The organism is Luteibacter sp. 621 (genome assembly GCF_050435445.1).
Classification (GTDB): domain Bacteria; phylum Pseudomonadota; class Gammaproteobacteria; order Xanthomonadales; family Rhodanobacteraceae; genus Luteibacter.
On the sequence record NZ_JBNDKI010000001.1, the window covers coordinates 350,449 to 365,965 of the forward strand.

General features: G+C 62.6%; 18 protein-coding genes and 1 tRNA gene. 3 read left to right on the forward strand and 16 right to left on the reverse strand.

Annotated elements, in window-relative coordinates; all coding sequences use genetic code 11:
* Window positions 1-201 precede the first annotated feature (201 nt).
* The 14 genes from secF to ABIE56_RS01695 form a co-directional block, all read right to left on the reverse strand.
* Complete coding sequence (gene secF, locus ABIE56_RS01630) at window positions 202-1,173, reverse strand: protein translocase subunit SecF (protein ID WP_429242092.1); 972 nt, start codon at window positions 1,171-1,173, stop codon at window positions 202-204.
* Between the two features lie 334 nt (window positions 1,174-1,507).
* Window positions 1,508-2,113: a DNA N-6-adenine-methyltransferase gene (locus ABIE56_RS01635; protein WP_429242093.1), complete on the reverse strand. Its 606-nt coding sequence runs from the start codon at window positions 2,111-2,113 to the stop codon at window positions 1,508-1,510.
* Between the two features lie 101 nt (window positions 2,114-2,214).
* Window positions 2,215-3,078, reverse strand: coding sequence for a hypothetical protein (locus tag ABIE56_RS01640; protein WP_429242094.1), 864 nt, complete (start codon window positions 3,076-3,078; stop codon window positions 2,215-2,217).
* 277 nt (window positions 3,079-3,355) lie between these two features.
* Window positions 3,356-4,240 (reverse strand): alpha/beta fold hydrolase, encoded by an 885-nt coding sequence (locus ABIE56_RS01645; protein WP_429242095.1) that lies wholly within the window; start codon window positions 4,238-4,240, stop codon window positions 3,356-3,358.
* A 108-nt stretch (window positions 4,241-4,348) separates the two neighbouring features.
* The gene (locus ABIE56_RS01650) at window positions 4,349-4,744 is read right to left on the reverse strand and encodes a hypothetical protein (protein ID WP_429242096.1); all 396 of its coding nucleotides are present in this window, start codon (window positions 4,742-4,744) and stop codon (window positions 4,349-4,351) included.
* Between the two features lie 101 nt (window positions 4,745-4,845).
* Entirely contained in the window at window positions 4,846-5,649 is an 804-nt protein-coding gene (locus tag ABIE56_RS01655; protein ID WP_429242097.1) for a hypothetical protein, read from the reverse strand.
* A gap of 420 nt (window positions 5,650-6,069) precedes the next feature.
* Window positions 6,070-6,390, reverse strand: a complete 321-nt coding sequence (locus tag ABIE56_RS01660) for a hypothetical protein (protein ID WP_429242098.1) — start codon at window positions 6,388-6,390, stop codon at window positions 6,070-6,072.
* 153 nt (window positions 6,391-6,543) lie between these two features.
* Window positions 6,544-6,912: a hypothetical protein gene (locus ABIE56_RS01665; protein ID WP_429242099.1), complete on the reverse strand. Its 369-nt coding sequence runs from the start codon at window positions 6,910-6,912 to the stop codon at window positions 6,544-6,546.
* Window positions 6,913-6,940: 28 nt separating this feature from the next.
* Complete coding sequence (locus tag ABIE56_RS01670; RefSeq protein WP_429242100.1) at window positions 6,941-7,366, reverse strand: hypothetical protein; 426 nt, start codon at window positions 7,364-7,366, stop codon at window positions 6,941-6,943.
* Window positions 7,363-8,355, reverse strand: a complete 993-nt coding sequence (locus ABIE56_RS01675; RefSeq protein ID WP_429242101.1) for an RHS repeat-associated core domain-containing protein — start codon at window positions 8,353-8,355, stop codon at window positions 7,363-7,365. Before ABIE56_RS01675 ends, ABIE56_RS01670 begins: the two co-directional genes overlap by 4 nt.
* 14 nt (window positions 8,356-8,369) lie before the next feature.
* Window positions 8,370-8,897, reverse strand: coding sequence for a hypothetical protein (locus tag ABIE56_RS01680; RefSeq protein WP_429242102.1), 528 nt, complete (start codon window positions 8,895-8,897; stop codon window positions 8,370-8,372).
* A gap of 167 nt (window positions 8,898-9,064) precedes the next feature.
* Window positions 9,065-10,249: a hypothetical protein gene (locus ABIE56_RS01685; protein ID WP_429242103.1), complete on the reverse strand. Its 1,185-nt coding sequence runs from the start codon at window positions 10,247-10,249 to the stop codon at window positions 9,065-9,067.
* Window positions 10,250-10,412: 163 nt separating this feature from the next.
* Entirely contained in the window at window positions 10,413-11,513 is a 1,101-nt protein-coding gene (locus ABIE56_RS01690; protein WP_429242104.1) for a hypothetical protein, read from the reverse strand.
* A 121-nt stretch (window positions 11,514-11,634) separates the two neighbouring features.
* Window positions 11,635-11,982 (reverse strand): hypothetical protein, encoded by a 348-nt coding sequence (locus ABIE56_RS01695; RefSeq protein WP_429242105.1) that lies wholly within the window; start codon window positions 11,980-11,982, stop codon window positions 11,635-11,637.
* Window positions 11,983-12,092: 110 nt separating this feature from the next.
* On the opposite strand from ABIE56_RS01695, the gene ABIE56_RS01700 reads away from it, so the two are divergent.
* Window positions 12,093-12,338: a hypothetical protein gene (locus ABIE56_RS01700; protein WP_429242106.1), complete on the forward strand. Its 246-nt coding sequence runs from the start codon at window positions 12,093-12,095 to the stop codon at window positions 12,336-12,338.
* 5 nt (window positions 12,339-12,343) lie between these two features.
* On the opposite strand, the gene ABIE56_RS01705 is transcribed toward ABIE56_RS01700, so the two are convergent.
* A complete protein-coding gene (locus ABIE56_RS01705) occupies window positions 12,344-12,562 on the reverse strand; it encodes a hypothetical protein (RefSeq protein ID WP_429242107.1) in 219 nt (72 codons plus the stop codon).
* An 18-nt stretch (window positions 12,563-12,580) separates the two neighbouring features.
* A tRNA-Met gene (locus tag ABIE56_RS01710) sits at window positions 12,581-12,652 on the reverse strand.
* 562 nt (window positions 12,653-13,214) lie between these two features.
* On the opposite strand from ABIE56_RS01710, the gene ABIE56_RS01715 reads away from it, so the two are divergent.
* Both ABIE56_RS01715 and ABIE56_RS01720 read left to right on the forward strand, forming a co-directional pair.
* Window positions 13,215-14,843 carry a site-specific integrase gene (locus ABIE56_RS01715; protein WP_429242108.1) on the forward strand — a complete coding sequence of 543 codons (1,629 nt, stop codon included), beginning with the start codon at window positions 13,215-13,217 and terminating at the stop codon, window positions 14,841-14,843.
* Window positions 14,844-14,969: 126 nt separating this feature from the next.
* Window positions 14,970-15,485 carry a hypothetical protein gene (locus ABIE56_RS01720; protein ID WP_429242109.1) on the forward strand — a complete coding sequence of 172 codons (516 nt, stop codon included), beginning with the start codon at window positions 14,970-14,972 and terminating at the stop codon, window positions 15,483-15,485.
* Window positions 15,486-15,517 lie beyond the last annotated feature (32 nt).

Below are 15,517 nucleotides of genomic sequence, written 5' to 3' on the forward strand. Positions count from 1 at the left end.
ACAAGTTTCAACAGACGCCGGGGTGGTGCCGCCCGGGTCCGGGCAGTTCGCGTGTGCGCTGCAATGGCTCTCGCCAGGCAAAAACGGCGCAACATGGATACCCGGGCGGCTGTGTGATGATAGTCAGCGCCCGGCACTGCACCTTGGACGAGGTTGATGCTGCTCGCGCGACTGCCCCTCGCCAGGTGCCATTCCGCGTGGTCACGGACGTCGCTCGAGACTCGCGTCGTCACTCGACTTGGGCATCAGGTCCTGCTTGGACACGCCAAGCCAAAGAAGAATGGGGCTTGCCACGAAAATCGACGACAGGGTGCCGACCACAATGCCAATCAACAAGGTCACGGCAAAGCCGTGCACGGCAGGTCCACCGTACAAAAACAGCGCTGCCATGGTGATGCCCGTAAACAACGACGTGATGATGGTGCGAGACAGGGTGCTGTTGATGGAGCGGTTGAGGACATCTTCAGGCGTTGCGTTGCGCGATGAGCGAAACAGCTCCCTGATACGGTCGAAAACCACCACCTTGTCGTTGATGGAATAACCGACGACGGCAAGCACCGATGCGAGGACAGTCAGATCGAACTCACGCTGCGTCAGCGCAAAGATGCCAAGGGTGACCAGCACGTCGTGTATCTCGGTCACCAGGGCCGCAACGGCAAAGCGCCGCTCAAACCGAACCCACAGATACCCCATGATGCCGACGATGACAAAGACGACAGCGTACAGGCCATCGGAGCGGAGCTCCTCGCCGACCTGGGGGCCGACAAAGGATTTCTTGCTCATGGTCGCATCGGGTCGTTTGGCTTTCAGCGCAGCCATGATGTCGTCTGACACCTTGCTGGCGGCCTCGTCCCCGGTCACCCCGGTCTGGCCTGCCAGGCCGTGGTCGTCCCGTGGCTGGAGGCGCACGGTCACCTGACGTGTGCCGCCCACCGACTGCACCAGGGGATTGTCCAGACCCGCATCAATGAGCGTCTTTCGCACGTCGTTCGTGTCGACCGGTGCACTGTAGGCAACGTCAACCGCCACGCCGCCGACAAATTCCTGGCCGTAGTTGAACCCCCGGACAAGGATGAGGGCAATGGATGCGACCACAAGCAGCGCAGCCACGGCGATGGAGTACCGGCGCAGGCCAAGGAAATTGAAGTTGGCGTTCGGGTTGAAGATTTCCACCGGTGTTTCCTGTTGTCGACGGACGGAGTGGCGTCTGGTGGCGGACGCAGGCTGGGCAAGGCGTCACCGGGGCCGGGCGATGCTGGCCACGGACAGTGCGCCTGCAGGGAAAGGGGTTGCCTGACGGCGCCCGAATGCTAGGGCACGGCGGATGCCTGGCCTTGGACGAGACTGCCGCACTCCCCGGTGGAGGCTTGCGAAGGAAGCGGTACCGATGGGTCAGGGTCGATGGCAAACCCATACCCCGGCGCGAGACGCCCCGGGGTGCCAATGCCGATTGCGCGCAACAAAGCCGAGCGGCGGGGCCGGTCAAGTGTGGTCATAGGCCCGGCCATCATCGGGACAAAAGCAGCAGATGACCATCAAGCGAACCGCGACCGATGGCCCGACGAAGGACACTCACGGACTTCTTGCCAAAGGCGACGAGGACGGAAGGCGCACCGGCAGAGCCCACCTCCTCGCCTTGCCCGTTGACGAACTTCAACCGCCCCTTGAAGAAAAAAAGGGCAGAAACATTCGGATGACCAAAGACCGCTTCGTGGAACGCCGCCGTGTCGGTGCGCGCAAAAACGAGCAGCAGGCCGTTTCCGTGGTCGGCCAGCTTGTCCATCCACATGGCGCATTCCCGTCCATACGGCGGATTGACCCAGTAAAAATCACGGCGGTTCCACTCGCGGTTGAACCCGTCTTGCTGCTTGTTGAAGTGGCGTTTGGCCGTGTTCCAAAACCGCACGGGCGGTGCGCACGGGTCGACGTCGGCCACATTGGGCAAGTCCAGTGCATCGACCAGCCAGCGAGGCGTAAGCCACGTTTCCTCCCCGGCGGTGCGCTCAAACGCGAAGCCCGCCTTCGGCTTGGCGGTCTCGTGCCGGGCGCGGGGTCTGGTGCGGGCGTGGCTGCGGGCGGGGGTGTTCTTTTTGGCCTTGGTGTTCGTCGTCATCGTCGGGACCCGGTTGGAAGGTGGGTCCACGCTCAGGGGGATCTCCCCGCCGCGTCTGGCGTTTGATCCCCGCTGGTCTAAAGACGCAAAAAACCAGTGCTTCAGAGTGGCGGACGGAGGGGACCCGGACGGCGCCCGGTCTCATCTGCCGTGGCAACCATCCCCTCCAGCCTGAGCTGCTCAGAGTGCGCAAGGGCCGTATCAAAGCCGTCTTTCGTGTGCCGGACCATTAGGTCGAGGGCGTCGCGCACGGGCCCCTCCCATGCTGCCCGCGCAACGAGGTCTGCCCAGGGCTTTTGCAGGGCTTCAACGGGGGTGAGCCACTGGAGGGTCGCCCCGTCCGCACAGTGCGCGATGAACCGGGCGGCCGTGATGTGACCCTGGCCGAGCTTGAAGAGAACGCGGCCGTGCCTGTCGACCAGGTACTGGACGCCGTCGACGAGCGGTCCGGCAAAGAGCGTGGGCACGCGGCGGGGAATGACAGGGCCGGGGGTGGGATTGGTTCGCTTGAGAAGGCGGTCGTTTGCGCGCTCAATTTGCGTGGACAGGATGTCCGGCATCTCGTCGCGCACAAACGACCATCGATAGCCACCGTTGAGAAGGGGGACTGGTTCGGGCTCCATCGATGCCAGCTGGCGGCGCCAGTTCCCCTCGTTTTTTTTCAAGGGATATCGTGCGGCAAGGCCAGCCTCAATCGCTTTGGTGCTGAGGTTGAAGTACGCCGAGACCACCACACGGGTCACGCGGGTGACCTCATCGATGTGGTCAAAGAGGGCAACAAAGTCCCTGTGCGAATAGAGTATTGCCGCCTTGACGTCGTCGGGTCGCCTGTCCGTGGCATCAAAGCCGGCAAGCGTGTTGATGGACTTGCGTTGATTGTCCGTTGTGCCTGCTGCAACCGCCGGAAGCCCGAGGAGTTCGGCGATGGTCTGCGTCCGGCTGTCCCACATCGATTCGCGTGCCATCCATGTCTCCCTGATGATGGGGGCATGGTAGCAAGGATGAATGGCCTTGGATCCGAGTGGCGAGCGTTACGTGTGACGCTTGCCCACCGTCACACGTAACGATTCACCTGCCCCGCCACAATGGAACGCCAGCACGGCCGACTCCAAGGTCGTTAACTGCAGTGCCGGGAATGCGGCGGATTGTCGACGCATTATGAAGCCGCCCAGCGGGGCGGCGCTGCGTCGAAATTGCCCGAGCGCGTCACCTCCGAAGGTGATGGACCGCCACCAGGTGCGGTCAGTGCGTTTGCAAGCGGATTTCCTCCACACCCTGGAGGATGTTGGCTGCAACAAACGCCGGGTCCTCATGCGGGAGACCGTGCCCGGCCTTTGCCGCAATTTTCTGGTGCGAATCACTCGAGAGCGATAAAAACTGCTTTTGCAGACGCTGGGTTTCCGCCTCGAGCCTGACTGCCACCGGCTCTGACAGCCCGGGCACCATCCGGAAGCCTGGACTGTGCGTGGCCACAATCACCGGCTTGGACCCCAGTGTATGCAGCTGCCTTGCCTGGGCGACGCTTTGGGTTACGTCCAGGCCTTCCTCGTTTTTGGTCGGGTCGGTCTGCACTGAGCTGAGGAACGTTCGCGTTTCACTCACCGCCCTCTCCTCGCCCGGCTTGGGCGCAGACAAAACCGCCAGCCAGGCACGTGACTGGTCCGGATGCGTCGACGAGATGAGGACAAGGCCAGCGGTGTCGTCTGGAAAGAGGCTGGCAAAGACCTGCGCGTGAAGGCCTCCAATGGAATGGCCCGCAAGCAGGTACGGCCCCGCCACCTTCGCTTTTTCCAGTGCCGCGTGGAGATCCTCTGCCGCATCCTTGCTGGTGCGGGGCCGCGTTTTCGCGGGATCGCTCTCGCCCAGTCCAGCGCGGTCATACAGGCAAACGCGCGTGACAGAGGCCACCTTGCCCGCAATCGCCTCCCAGGCCGGGTCTTCCGTTGGCGCCGTGCCCAGACCCGCATCAATCACGACCACCGGTACCCCGCTTCCCTCGCATTTGAGGTGGATGGACCGGCCACCGATGTCAAAGCGACCGTCCAGCCCGCCGTCAGCGTGAGAGATAAGGGGTGACAGGGCAACAGCGGCGGTGGCGAGGATTGCAAAAGGCGACAAGGTGCTCACGGGTTCCTCCAGTGGGTACAGCCGGTGTACCACACCGAAGGGCGCGGAAGGATTGTGGGCGACCACCGACCGGCCAGAAATGCTTTGCATGCGCCCGGCCTTGGTCGTTCAGACCGGATTATGTTGTCGCCTGCGCGCTTCTGCAGCCGAAGCCCCGACCAGCGCACCGATCGTGGTCTCGTCGGCAGGCCAGCTGTAGACGAGGCGGGACCTCATCCTTCCTTCCCGCGCTGGGCTTGCCCTGCCCCAGCGCCCCGCGTCCCGCGCGTCGAGAAGCGTATACACCCGAACGGCGTCCCGGCCTGCCTGGTAAAACAACCTGGCGACAACCACGTCGAGCCGGCCGGACGCAGCAAAGCCGAGACCAAGGCGAACGTCAGGTGCATCGCGCTCACGGACGATGTTGACCTGCAATGCATGCTCGCTGGCCAAGACTGAAGCCAGCGCGATGACGGCTTCGTCCTCCGGCATGGCACGAAGCGGCGGAAGATCGGGGGATGTCATTCATCACCAGCTGATGGGGGGAACAAAGCATCGAGGCAACGACAAATCAAGTCAAACATTGGGATAGCCCGGTCCCAATCAGGGCCCGTCCCGCCGGCCACTCAATGAACCACCCGGGGAATGCCCGCGCCGACCCCTGCCCCACCACCTGCCGTGCCTCCCACTTCCGCATCGACGGGCTGCGGCCCCATCCCCTCCGCATCCTCCCCGCCCCACGTCCCGTCGTCTTCCCCGGTGTCATGCACAAGCTCGGGCAGCACCTCCGCCAGCACGGCCTGGACCGCTTCGAAATAGGTGTCCGGATACCGCGTGTCGAAACAGCTCAAGTCCTCTGCCTGTTCGGGCCAGCCTTCGACCCGCTGCACCGCAAGCCCGTCGCCGAATGAAAGGGGCACGGCTGTCCACGGCCATCCCTCGGCGACAAGCTCGGACAATGAGTCGTACCACCTCATCGCCGACCACGGCCAGACGCTTTCGTCGACCTCGTTGCCATCGATGTCCAGGGATGGCGCATCGGGTCTGACGGAATCAGGCCAACAGGACGCACCGGACCGGGCCCAACGACTAACCTCACGGCGCTCCTCATCGGACGCCTTCAGCACCCGCTCCTTGATGAGCTCGATGCAGTGCGCTTCACGCGCAAACCGGTAAACGGTGGTCGCCCAGGCCCGCCACAGCCTCGGCAGGGAGGAAAAGTCTTCGACCTCCGGAACCGGCCCGACAATCGGTTGACCCGGCGCTGGCCGGAATGCGGCGGGCATCGGGTACGCACTGCCGTCGCCGTCTGCCAACCACCATGTCTGGGGTGCGTCTGATGTTGCCGGATGGTGACGCAGGGTGAATCCGATATCGGCAAAGTAGGCGCGCATGTCCTTGGCCGAGGGCGTCTGTCTTGTGGGTTTCATGAAGTGTCCTGGATGGTTGGGTTGAATCCATCCTGGCGGCGGTTCGAGAGCTGTCAAGGGGTCAAAAGCACTTTAAACAAGCGCTTTTTTCAAGCGAAACGTAGCGATTTTGCGACGCGACTCCGCATATCGCGCGTCGTCCTAACGCTCACGTCCGCACATCCGCTACGACGCTACGCTACTGACTCTTCGCGCTGACCCTTGCAACCGTGCGACCAGCAAATTCCCTGAAGTCATCGGTCAACACCAGCGCGACGCTCGCGGCCCGCTGGTCGATGCCAGGCCTGCTGCCGTGGGATGGAGAAGAGGTGCCGATGCCAAAGCCGGCGCGAACGCGACATGTAGCGTTGTCACCCCATGCTCACCGCCGGCATTACGACCCGTGCCAGTGGCAACCCGAAGAAGTTGGCCCGATGTCGTTCACCGCGCGTCATCAAGGGACCCGGCCCCTCTGTCATTCACCTTCGGCTGCTCCAGCTTCCAGAAGACAAACCCGGTGGGTGCGCCGAAGATGACTGCGATCATCGCAAACGTGACCACGGTGGCCGGCATGGAGGAATCGCTGCCGGCGAACCGCTCGCCCCATGTGCCCCACCAGACGGCGATACACGCGGCCCCGGCGCAAAGGACGCCGAGCAGCGCGTAGACCCATGGGAACACCCAATGGAGCCGCCGGACCACCCAGTACAGAACGCTGCCGGGAAAAACCATTGACGCATAGGAGACCGGCACGAGAATCATGGCGGCCCAGACACCCTCCCCCAGGTTTCCGGACGGCAACGCGCACAGCATGGCGGCGACACCCGGCGTCAGGGGAGCGAGTAGGACTGCCCTCACCGTACGCTGCCCGACTCGATATTCCAATGGTTGCACTCCCCTGCACCAAATACAGGACTAGGGCAAGACCCGTACGTTGCCCGCGACATCCTTGTCCTGAAGATCCAAAGCAGTCTTGCCACAAAGGCCGAGCCTTATCACTTGATCCTTGAACACATTTGAACGGAAGGTGCCTGTAAGCACAACGTGTTTTCCGTTGAGCTCCTTTTCACGCGCATCCAACCCTGCTCCGTTAATGACCGAAAGGCACGTCGCGCTACGAATGTCGCGAATTGCACTCTTTGAAGACACCAAATAGCGGGCCTCATCACCGATGACAACCCAACCATCAACCTCGACGCGCCGCCCATCGAAGCGCTCCGGCGACTGGTTCAATGTGTCGACCGTGACCTCACCAGCAATGGCGCTGCCGACGACAAGGCTCATAACCATCAACAGACTACGTTTCGGCCTTTCAATCATTGCCGTTCGGTCGTCCTGTCAGCGGCCGCACGTTTTTGAGCAATGCGCCACCGACATCCAGACCGGTCAGCCCGCACTCGGCCATGCTGATGCCGTACGAATAATTGCTCGCCTGAAACACGCCCGTCACTTCGACCAACTTTCCATCCAGGCGACTTTCGGCTCTACCCAGGTCCCCCGTATTCAATAGACTCAAGCACCCTGAATCCGGCTGCCAGAAATCACCGACGTAACCCTTCTTTGTTGTGACATAGAGCGACTCCGGGCCAATCGACAGGTAGCCTCTCACAGTGACAACTTTCTGGTCGAAATCGCTTTTCTTCTGATTCAATTGTGTGGCAGCGATGACATCTGTTCCAGCGCTTGCATCACTCGCGATAGAAGCGGCGAGGCAAAAACATATAATGCATAGTTTCAATTTCCTGGTCTCTGTTGGTCGAGCGCTGTCTGCTGTAAGTTAATCGACTGAGTGAGGGCCGTTATCTCTGGCTTCGTTATCGAACCCTTCAGCGCCGTAATCTGGATTCGACCTTCAACAACCTCGTACTTGACCACACGCCGCTCACTTACAGCATAGTTGATAATCCCATGGCCCAGCGGCTGCGCATCACCTGGGCTTTCGAGGCCGTGAGAAGACACCCCGACGAGTTTTCCATCAATATGGCTGTGCTCGACTGCGGATGCCCCATCCGGCAAATGCGAAAGATTCAGGCCATCCTTCCCCATGGTTTGTACTACAACGCCCGCTATCGCTTTCACGGTTACATCGTCCCGTCCAACGAAAACCTGTGCTTTCTCGGGCTTCGTCGACGTTTCCACGGCCGCACGATTGTCAATCGCCGCCTGATCCATCTGTGTGGTCGACGTCAGGTCCTTTGCTCGACCGAAATCAGATCTCACGCATTTACTCGCGTCCTGGCCAGGGCATGTGTCGCGGCCGTCCGGATCGATATTCAAGATTGGGTTATTCGAGGCGTATTCATATCTACCGAAACTTCCGGGGCGACCCTCACTGGAGTCCAAGGGATCAGCCCCCAAGAAGCGTCCCACGACCGGGTCGTAGTACCTGGCTTGCATGTAGACCAACCCCGTCCCCGGGTCGTTGACATGCCCGGTGTAGCCAGGCCCCGGCTCGGGCGTGCCCAGCGTCTGGGCCCCGTAGGGCCGGTAGTCGGCCGTCGAGAGGATATTTCCTGCTGCATCGGCCGTGGCCAGCGGTGTGCCTTGCTGGTTGGTGTAGTAGTAGGTGATGGTTTCCGCGTTGGCCATCCCGCATATCGCAACAAGAACCGACAACCCCACGGTGAACAACCGCCTCCAAAAGTTGCCTCGCCATTGCTGCTGTCTCATTCCCACCGCGCGCGTCCGGTACGAAGTGCCCTGTACTGACTTGTTGCTTGAAGTCATGGCTGTTCTCCAGGTCACGGGTTGGGAAACTGCACGTAGGCCGAACAGCCGGACGCATTGCATGCCCGGAGCTGGAACGTCGTAAGCAAGTGGTCGCCCGTTCCTGTCTGCAGGAGATACGTCGTGGAGCCACCGGTGTAGACGGTCGCGCCGCCCTTCTGGACCTGATATGTGGGCGCGGTATCCACAGCCGACCAATTCCCCTGGAACTTATACGTCGTGCCTTGCAGGCTCCGCGTCACGTTAAGCCCATCCGGTGTGGATGGGACAAGCAAGACTTTCACATTGACAGTAGTGCTGCCAGGACCACATCCGGAGACGTTGCATGCCATGACACGGTATGCGTAGTTACCATTGGTCTTTCCGCAAATCTGAAGCCGGCCCGAGCGGTCGTTGTCAATGTCCGTAAAAGCGCCAAAGTTCACCTGCTCTTGAGTGACATACCAGGCACCATCGGTGACGGTTCCCCATGTGACGGCATAGCAGCCGTCCGTGCTCGTTGCAGGTGTCGCAGAGATAGCGGGCGCCTTGGTCGGCATCATGGTGACCGTGGTGACGCCAACCTGACTATACGGTCCACACGGCCCAGCGTTGCATGCGCGGACACGAAAGTAGTACACACCACTCACCGAAATGATTCTTGTCGTCGCGGGCACCGGCCGGACCTGGCTGCGCATCGGTGTGCCACGCGGGAATGAGGGCCGACCTGTTACAGCCGCCGACCACGTCGCACGTCGGCTGGCGCTTCCGGCAACCTGCTCGACAGATGATGGGCCTCGATGAGGCGCGCAACATGCGGCGGGAGGAAGTCGGCGGGGAGACGCCCCTTGGCGTCTTCGACGTCGTACGGCGCGCCATGGTCGAGCAGCCAGCCGGCCACTTGGCGGTGATACGCCAGATGCATCAAGGTCAGCCCATCCCCGGCATGCACGCCCGCCAGCGAGCTTTTCTCTGCCATGTAGACCAGCGGGGCAAGAACGCCACAGTCCAGTGGTTCGCTGTCGTCGTCGCCTTCCGTCTCGCAGGCCTTCAGCACGGCAATGCCTAGCGCCGAGACGTGGTCGCTGAACTCGTTGTTGACGTACCGGGGGGTGTCGAGGTCCGCGCCGAGGGCAACAAGGCGGCGGACGTCGGTGGGCCGGTCCTGTTCGATGGCACGCCGCAGCGCAGCCTTGAACGTGATGTCGATACGGGGCATTGGGCGGTGCTGCGCGCAAAAGGTGGTGGCGTTGTCGAGAACCAGCCGGCCTGCCTCGGCAAAACGGCCTTCCTCGCCGAGCTCGAGGACGCGGGCCTCAAAGCGCTTTGACTCACGGGCCCGTTGCTCATGGGAGGCAACGGCATAGATGAGCGCATCGTACTCATCCTTCGGCATCACCTCCGGCCAATGTGAGCGGTCGATGCTCCCGGACCCGGGCATGGGGGAGACTTTTGCGGTGCCTTCCCGGACACAGGCAAGGATCGGTGGCTCGTTGCCCTTGTTGTCGACAAAGGCGATGGGGACCGACCCGTCAAACGATGCGGTGCCCGGTGGCTGACCGAGTGCGGCCATCAACGGCTCCCTCGTCCCGTCTTCGACCGGCACACCTTCTTCGAGGAGGTAGCAGGCAACGCGGCGTGAGGTGACAAAGTGCAGAAGGGTTCGCCCCCGGGAATCGACCTGATCGATGCTGCCGGTGCGGGACAAGACGAGCGGCAGCATCAGCACCTGGTCTTCATCGGAGTCGACCAGCGCTGCAATCGACAACAGGGTCAGGTGGGTGAAGCGCTTCGCGCCCCTCGTCACGTGGGCATAGCCCTCCATCCCGCCATCGATGCCGAGGTCGAGCTGCTGCTGCTGGGCAAGCGCTGCATTGTTACGGCCAATCGCGGACCGGCAGGCCGCCGAGAGCATTCCTGCGTTCTTGAAGTGGGTGTTGCGGCGCAGACGTCGGGCGGTCGTGGCTGCGGTCCTTGCGGAGATGACCCACCGCAGATCTGCATGCCGGAGCGTGACAGGTTCGTGCGACCGATTGCCCAGCGGACGCGGATGACAGGGCCCTTTTGCTGCACGGTGGTCACAGACGCCCGCCAGGGCGGCTGGTGCCAGCCGAATCCGGCAGGACCCTCGAGAGACGGTGGGCGACGACCAGCGCTGCCGTTGCAGGGGGCAATGTCTCTTCCGGAAGACGTCCGCTGCTGTCTTTGACATCAAACGGCGCGCCATGGTCAAGGAGCCAGCGGGCGACGACGGGTGCCGTCGCCAGGTGCAGGAGTGTTGACCGGTATTTCCCGTGAAAGCCACCAAGCTGCGAGGCATCAAACAAGGCGAGCCGGTGGATGGTCCCGTCTACCGAATCGAGGACCGTGGCCACACCCAGCGCAGTGAGGTCGAGATACTCACGGTCCCCGTCGTCCGCCTCGATGAACAGGTCTGTTTGGGGAAGATTCTGCTCCGCGCCGAGACCAATGAGCTGTGCTGCGTGTTTGAGCTCTCCGTCGACCAGATGCATTGCAAGTTCGTCGGCGGCCGAGAGCGCGTAGACCGTCTGCGGCCACAGGGCACGAACGTTTCCGATACCCCACTGGCGGCGATGGGACACGTAGGCGATGTCGGCTTCCGAAAGGGTGACCACCGACCGCCAGGGCTTGTAGGCGAAGCCTGCGTGCGTGAGCTGGACGGCCATCCACGGCAATGCGCCGTCGTTGTCGGGCATCGCAAGGGGGACGCCCTCGTCAAACAACACCCTTCCGGGTGGCGCCGCGAGCGCGCGCAGCCAGCGCTCGCGCGCGCCTTGGGGCAAGGGCACTCCGTGCTCGACAAGAAAACGGGCCACCGGCGCGCTTGTTGCGAAATGAAGCAAGGTCCGCCCCCTCGCATCGACCGTGTCAAGCCGGCCGCCTGCGCTGAGCAACGTCGACACCGCACACACGCCTTCGTGCCGGCTGTCGAGCAAGACCGCCAGCGCCATGGCCGTCAGGCCGCTGTAGTCGCATTCGTCGACGACGGACCAGCCAAACGCTTCCTTGTGGAGGGCGGCACCCTCCATGACGGCCTCCATGATGAGGTGCGGGTCTCTCGCATGGATGGCGTCCTGCAGGTCAAGCTCACTGAGGGTCGCAACGCCGGACACCGTGGTCTGCGGCAGGCATGTGGAAATGGCGGGGGCGGGGTGCATGGGGGCGTCCTTGGGGAATGTCCAGATACAATGCGTCGGGGCTACCGGCCACGCCAGGGGCGAGCGACAAGTTGTCCACGCGCCGGAGCTGCCCGGGTGACCTCGACGGGTTGGATGCCGCCTAGCCGGCAGGCCCGTCCTGGTCCTCGCCCGGTTTGCCAAAGACGTCGTCCCAGAGCTTTTGCAGCGCAGGGCCTTCGAGGGGCGCCATGCGCCGGAAGGGGCTGGGCTGCGGGACGGGTTCGCGCCCCAGGGGCTTGTCAAACCCGGACGGATTGGCCGGCACCCGGGTGGGCGTGGGCAGCACGGTGCCGGTGGGCAGTTCTGCGGCGCGCGCGAGGACGTCGGCAAGGCTGGCAAGGGCGGTGAGCACGCGGCGGTGGGCGAGCTCGTCTTTTGCCTCAATTACCCAGCCGTCGGGCGTGGTGATGCGGTAGCCGGTGGAAGGAGATGTGGTGTCGGGGGTCATGGGGAATGGCTCTCGAAACAGTACGGAGAAGGGATTGTCTGGCTGCCGCATCCGTGCACAGGGCGATGGACGTCCAGTGCACCGTGACGCACATCAGACGGGAGATTGAGATGGGTCATTCCGACGAACTTACGCACAGCCAATTCGAGCGCGCGCTCGACCTCGTCGTCAACGCACTTGCCGCCGAGCTGCACGACGTAGGACCGGTAAATGCGGCGCGCGCACGTCTCGACAAGAGATGGGACGAGTTGCACCCAAAGAAGAACGAATCGCCGACCGACCCCGAGGAGGTCACGGTCATTGAGGCAGGGCGGGCGTTTCTCCTGCGCCTGCGAAACAAAATTCAGAACCGGTAAGGCAATCACCGCTGCTGGCCTGGCTGGGCGCCGAAGTGGTCTGTCCGTCGGCGGCACGCCCAGTCGTCCCCGGTCTCGCCCTGCTCACGCAGCCATGCATCCTGACTTTCGGGGGCAAGGGATGCAAAGTAGCGCATGAAGGCAAGAGGGCCAGCATTGCGTTCGAGGGCGAGGTCGCGGGTTTGACTGTCGATTGCCGGGGGTTTGCCTTGTTTGCGTTTCATCGAGATGTCCTCTGGTTGATGCGGAGGGTGGAATCGAACCACCGACTTCCGGGTCATGGGCCCGGCGAGCTGCCACTGCTCCACTCCGCATAGAAAAAAACATGGGTTTGGCAAATGCGACAAAATGCCGTCGAGCTTTTTTCGTCGTTTTGCCTTGGGTTGACCATTTCCCTTGCGGGGCCTTTTCTGCGGGTTGACCTGGCCGGATCAAGTACTACTAATACTTGACGGATTCCTGACCTACCGCCGATCCGCCAGCGCGTTGATCCGCCGAATATTTCTCCCCGATCCTGCGAGCAGCCCACCGCCACCATCGTCGTGGCAACCGATTGATTCTTCAGTCCTCGCCTTGACGGGTTCGAAGGCGACTTTTGCGCACCCGTCGACCTCCACCCGGCCTCAAGCGAATCGGTTTGGACGTCCATAAGGCAACGGTCAATTCATCCAGACATCGAATATTGATGACCGGCAGAAGCCCTTTAGGGACCGCATGAAACAAGGGTTGGCGCGCTGAAAAATTATTTTCGGCACCGCCAAAAAAGGTCGCATCTTAGCCTCGGTCGCCAGGGCGGAAATTCGTTCCACGGGTTTACTTGACAGCCTCGGAATTGTTGCTTGGATGGAATAAACCCCCACCCAAGAGGCGACACCCATGCACCCGATTGACCCGTCCCACAACACGTCCACCCGCCCTACCCCGACCGACGCTGGCCCGACGCCTACCGGCACACCCCAAGCACCGCGCTACATCGTCCATGGTCCCAATGGCATCACGCTTGAAGTCGGCAGCTTCGACGAACAGCTCCGCGCACTGGCGGCGATTGCCCAGATGATTCCCGACGCTCCTCCTGCCCCGCCCCCAAGTCCCGCACAGCAACCCCGGACGATGACGCCGGCGCTGTATGCCTCCCGTGCGGCCGCAGCCCGCACCATGGGTCGGCACGGCACCGGTGCCGGCCTTCAGCCCGATGATGAGGACGGGTACCTCGAAGCGGCAGCCCCGGCTGCACGCCGCGTCAAGCAGTCGCCGTTTGCACCGGCCCGGTTCCAGTCGGGGCCGCGTGTGGCCGATTCGTCCCACCGCCTGGTGACAGAGCTGATGGACGAATACCTCGCCCAGCTCCCGTCGTCTTGCATGCTCAACGACAAGGGCCAGTACGAGTGCGCATCCGCCCTGAAGCTGTATCTGGAGGTCACCGGGGACAAGCCGCTCATCGGTGTCACACGCATGGACGCCCAACGGTTTGTCCGCACCATGGAAAAGTGGCCGAAGGACGCGACCAAAAAGCCTATCTACCGGAACCTGACCGTCGAGCAGATCCTGGAGACCGCAGACACCATCCAGGCCAGACGCCTCGCACCTGTGACCGTCAACAACAAGGTGCATTTCGTGCGGGGCTTTTTCGAGTACGTGCGGCTCACCAACGGCCTTCGCTTCAACCCGTTTGATTCAGTCGCCCTGCCCGCCCCGGTGGCCCAGTTCGTCCGCACGCCGTTTACCGAAGCCGAGCTTGCCTCCATCTTCGACCCCGTGCACCTCAAACGGCTCCTTGCACCCCAGGGCTACTGGCTGCCGGTGCTTGCGCACTTCACCGGCGGGCGACTGCGGGAGATTTCCCAGTTGTATGTCGACGATGTGGAAACCATCCTTGGCATCCCCGTCGTGCACTTTGCCGACCGCTTCGAGGGCCAGCAGGTCAAGAACCAGTCGAGCAAGCGGGTCGTCCCGCTCCACGACGAGCTCATCAAGCTTGGGTTTCTTGACTACGTCGCCATGGTCCGGGAGAGGGGCTACAACAGGCTCTTTCCGGGGATGGGGTGGTTCCATGGCGATGCAGGGTTCCTGATGGGCAAGCGGTTGAACGAAACGTACTACCCCAATGTGTGCGGCCTTGGCCCCGGCAAAACCTTCCACTGCCACCGCCACCACTTCATCGACCAGGCCATCCGGTCCGGGCTCACCGATGCGGATGTCGCCCCGTTGACGGGTCACAAACTCGAAGCCCAGTCGGTCATCCGCAGGAACTACGTGCAGGCGTCGACCCTGCCGCAGCGCAAGACACACCTCATGAGCATCCCGCTTGCACCCGTCATCATCCCGCCCTACGACCCTGCGCAGTTCGAGCCGTACTTCGTCCAGCTCGAGCGCAACGGTCGCCTCGTCGCCGCCAAAAAGGCCCCACGCGACTTGAAGGTCATCTCCATGCCGCCGAGGAAGAAACTCGCACCCGTGTTTCCGGATGTGGAGGACGATGAGGAGGATGGCGACGGTGAGGAATGAGCGGAGTGTCGAGCGGCAAAACGAAGGGGCCCCAGGGCCCCTTTTTCGTCCTTCGGGACAATCCGCCGCACGCCCCTGGACAGGGCGGTCCACTGTGGGATGCTCAGGCAGTATCCAGGAGCCCCCATGGCCTACCCCGACGCTGCCTTTGCCACAACCTACTTCGAGGCACTCGGCTACACCCTGCACGCGCCGGACGGCCACAGCGACCCGATGTGGGTGCTTCGTCATCCCTGCTGCACCGACCAGCGCCACACAACGCTCGATGCCCTCTGGTCGAATTGGGAGAAGATTGCACTGCGCATGGTGACCGAGGACCGTCTCGTCGACCATTTGTGCCGGTATTATGTCCACGCGCCGGAGGCCGAGCGCATGGAAATGTGCAGGTGGGCGCGGGCGCCCTTTCAGCACCATTGTAATTGGCACAGGACCTTCGTCGCGGTGCAGGCCACCTGCGTCCCGGCCCTCCTGCCCCGGACCTGGCTGATGGACACGCGCAGACGCTTCCAGTCCACGCGGCGCGGCTACTTCCAGGACCGGCTTGTCCATCGCTTCGCACGGCTTGAGGCCAGCCGGGAGCAGACGACGCTTCAACGCGTGGTTCCAGTTGCAGCAACCCACCGTCCACGACGCCGGCTTTGATAGAGTTGCTGCTCCCCACACGGAGTTCCGGG

Coding starts and splice junctions, on each gene's coding strand:
- ABIE56_RS01635 (WP_429242093.1), bottom strand. CDS start 2,113: ATGACGACGAACACCAAGGCCAAAAAGAACACCCCCGCCCGCAGCCAC.
- ABIE56_RS01640 (WP_429242094.1), bottom strand. CDS start 3,078: ATGGCACGCGAATCGATGTGGGACAGCCGGACGCAGACCATCGCCGAA.
- ABIE56_RS01650 (WP_429242096.1), bottom strand. CDS start 4,744: ATGACATCCCCCGATCTTCCGCCGCTTCGTGCCATGCCGGAGGACGAA.
- ABIE56_RS01655 (WP_429242097.1), bottom strand. CDS start 5,649: ATGAAACCCACAAGACAGACGCCCTCGGCCAAGGACATGCGCGCCTAC.
- ABIE56_RS01660 (WP_429242098.1), bottom strand. CDS start 6,390: ATGATTCTCGTGCCGGTCTCCTATGCGTCAATGGTTTTTCCCGGCAGC.
- ABIE56_RS01665 (WP_429242099.1), bottom strand. CDS start 6,912: ATGAGCCTTGTCGTCGGCAGCGCCATTGCTGGTGAGGTCACGGTCGAC.
- ABIE56_RS01675 (WP_429242101.1), bottom strand. CDS start 8,355: ATGACTTCAAGCAACAAGTCAGTACAGGGCACTTCGTACCGGACGCGC.
- ABIE56_RS01680 (WP_429242102.1), bottom strand. CDS start 8,897: ATGATGCCGACCAAGGCGCCCGCTATCTCTGCGACACCTGCAACGAGC.
- ABIE56_RS01685 (WP_429242103.1), bottom strand. CDS start 10,249: ATGCTCTCGGCGGCCTGCCGGTCCGCGATTGGCCGTAACAATGCAGCG.
- ABIE56_RS01690 (WP_429242104.1), bottom strand. CDS start 11,513: ATGCACCCCGCCCCCGCCATTTCCACATGCCTGCCGCAGACCACGGTG.
- ABIE56_RS01695 (WP_429242105.1), bottom strand. CDS start 11,982: ATGACCCCCGACACCACATCTCCTTCCACCGGCTACCGCATCACCACG.
- ABIE56_RS01700 (WP_429242106.1), top strand. CDS start 12,093: ATGGGTCATTCCGACGAACTTACGCACAGCCAATTCGAGCGCGCGCTC.
- ABIE56_RS01705 (WP_429242107.1), bottom strand. CDS start 12,562: ATGAAACGCAAACAAGGCAAACCCCCGGCAATCGACAGTCAAACCCGC.
- ABIE56_RS01715 (WP_429242108.1), top strand. CDS start 13,215: ATGCACCCGATTGACCCGTCCCACAACACGTCCACCCGCCCTACCCCG.
- ABIE56_RS01720 (WP_429242109.1), top strand. CDS start 14,970: ATGGCCTACCCCGACGCTGCCTTTGCCACAACCTACTTCGAGGCACTC.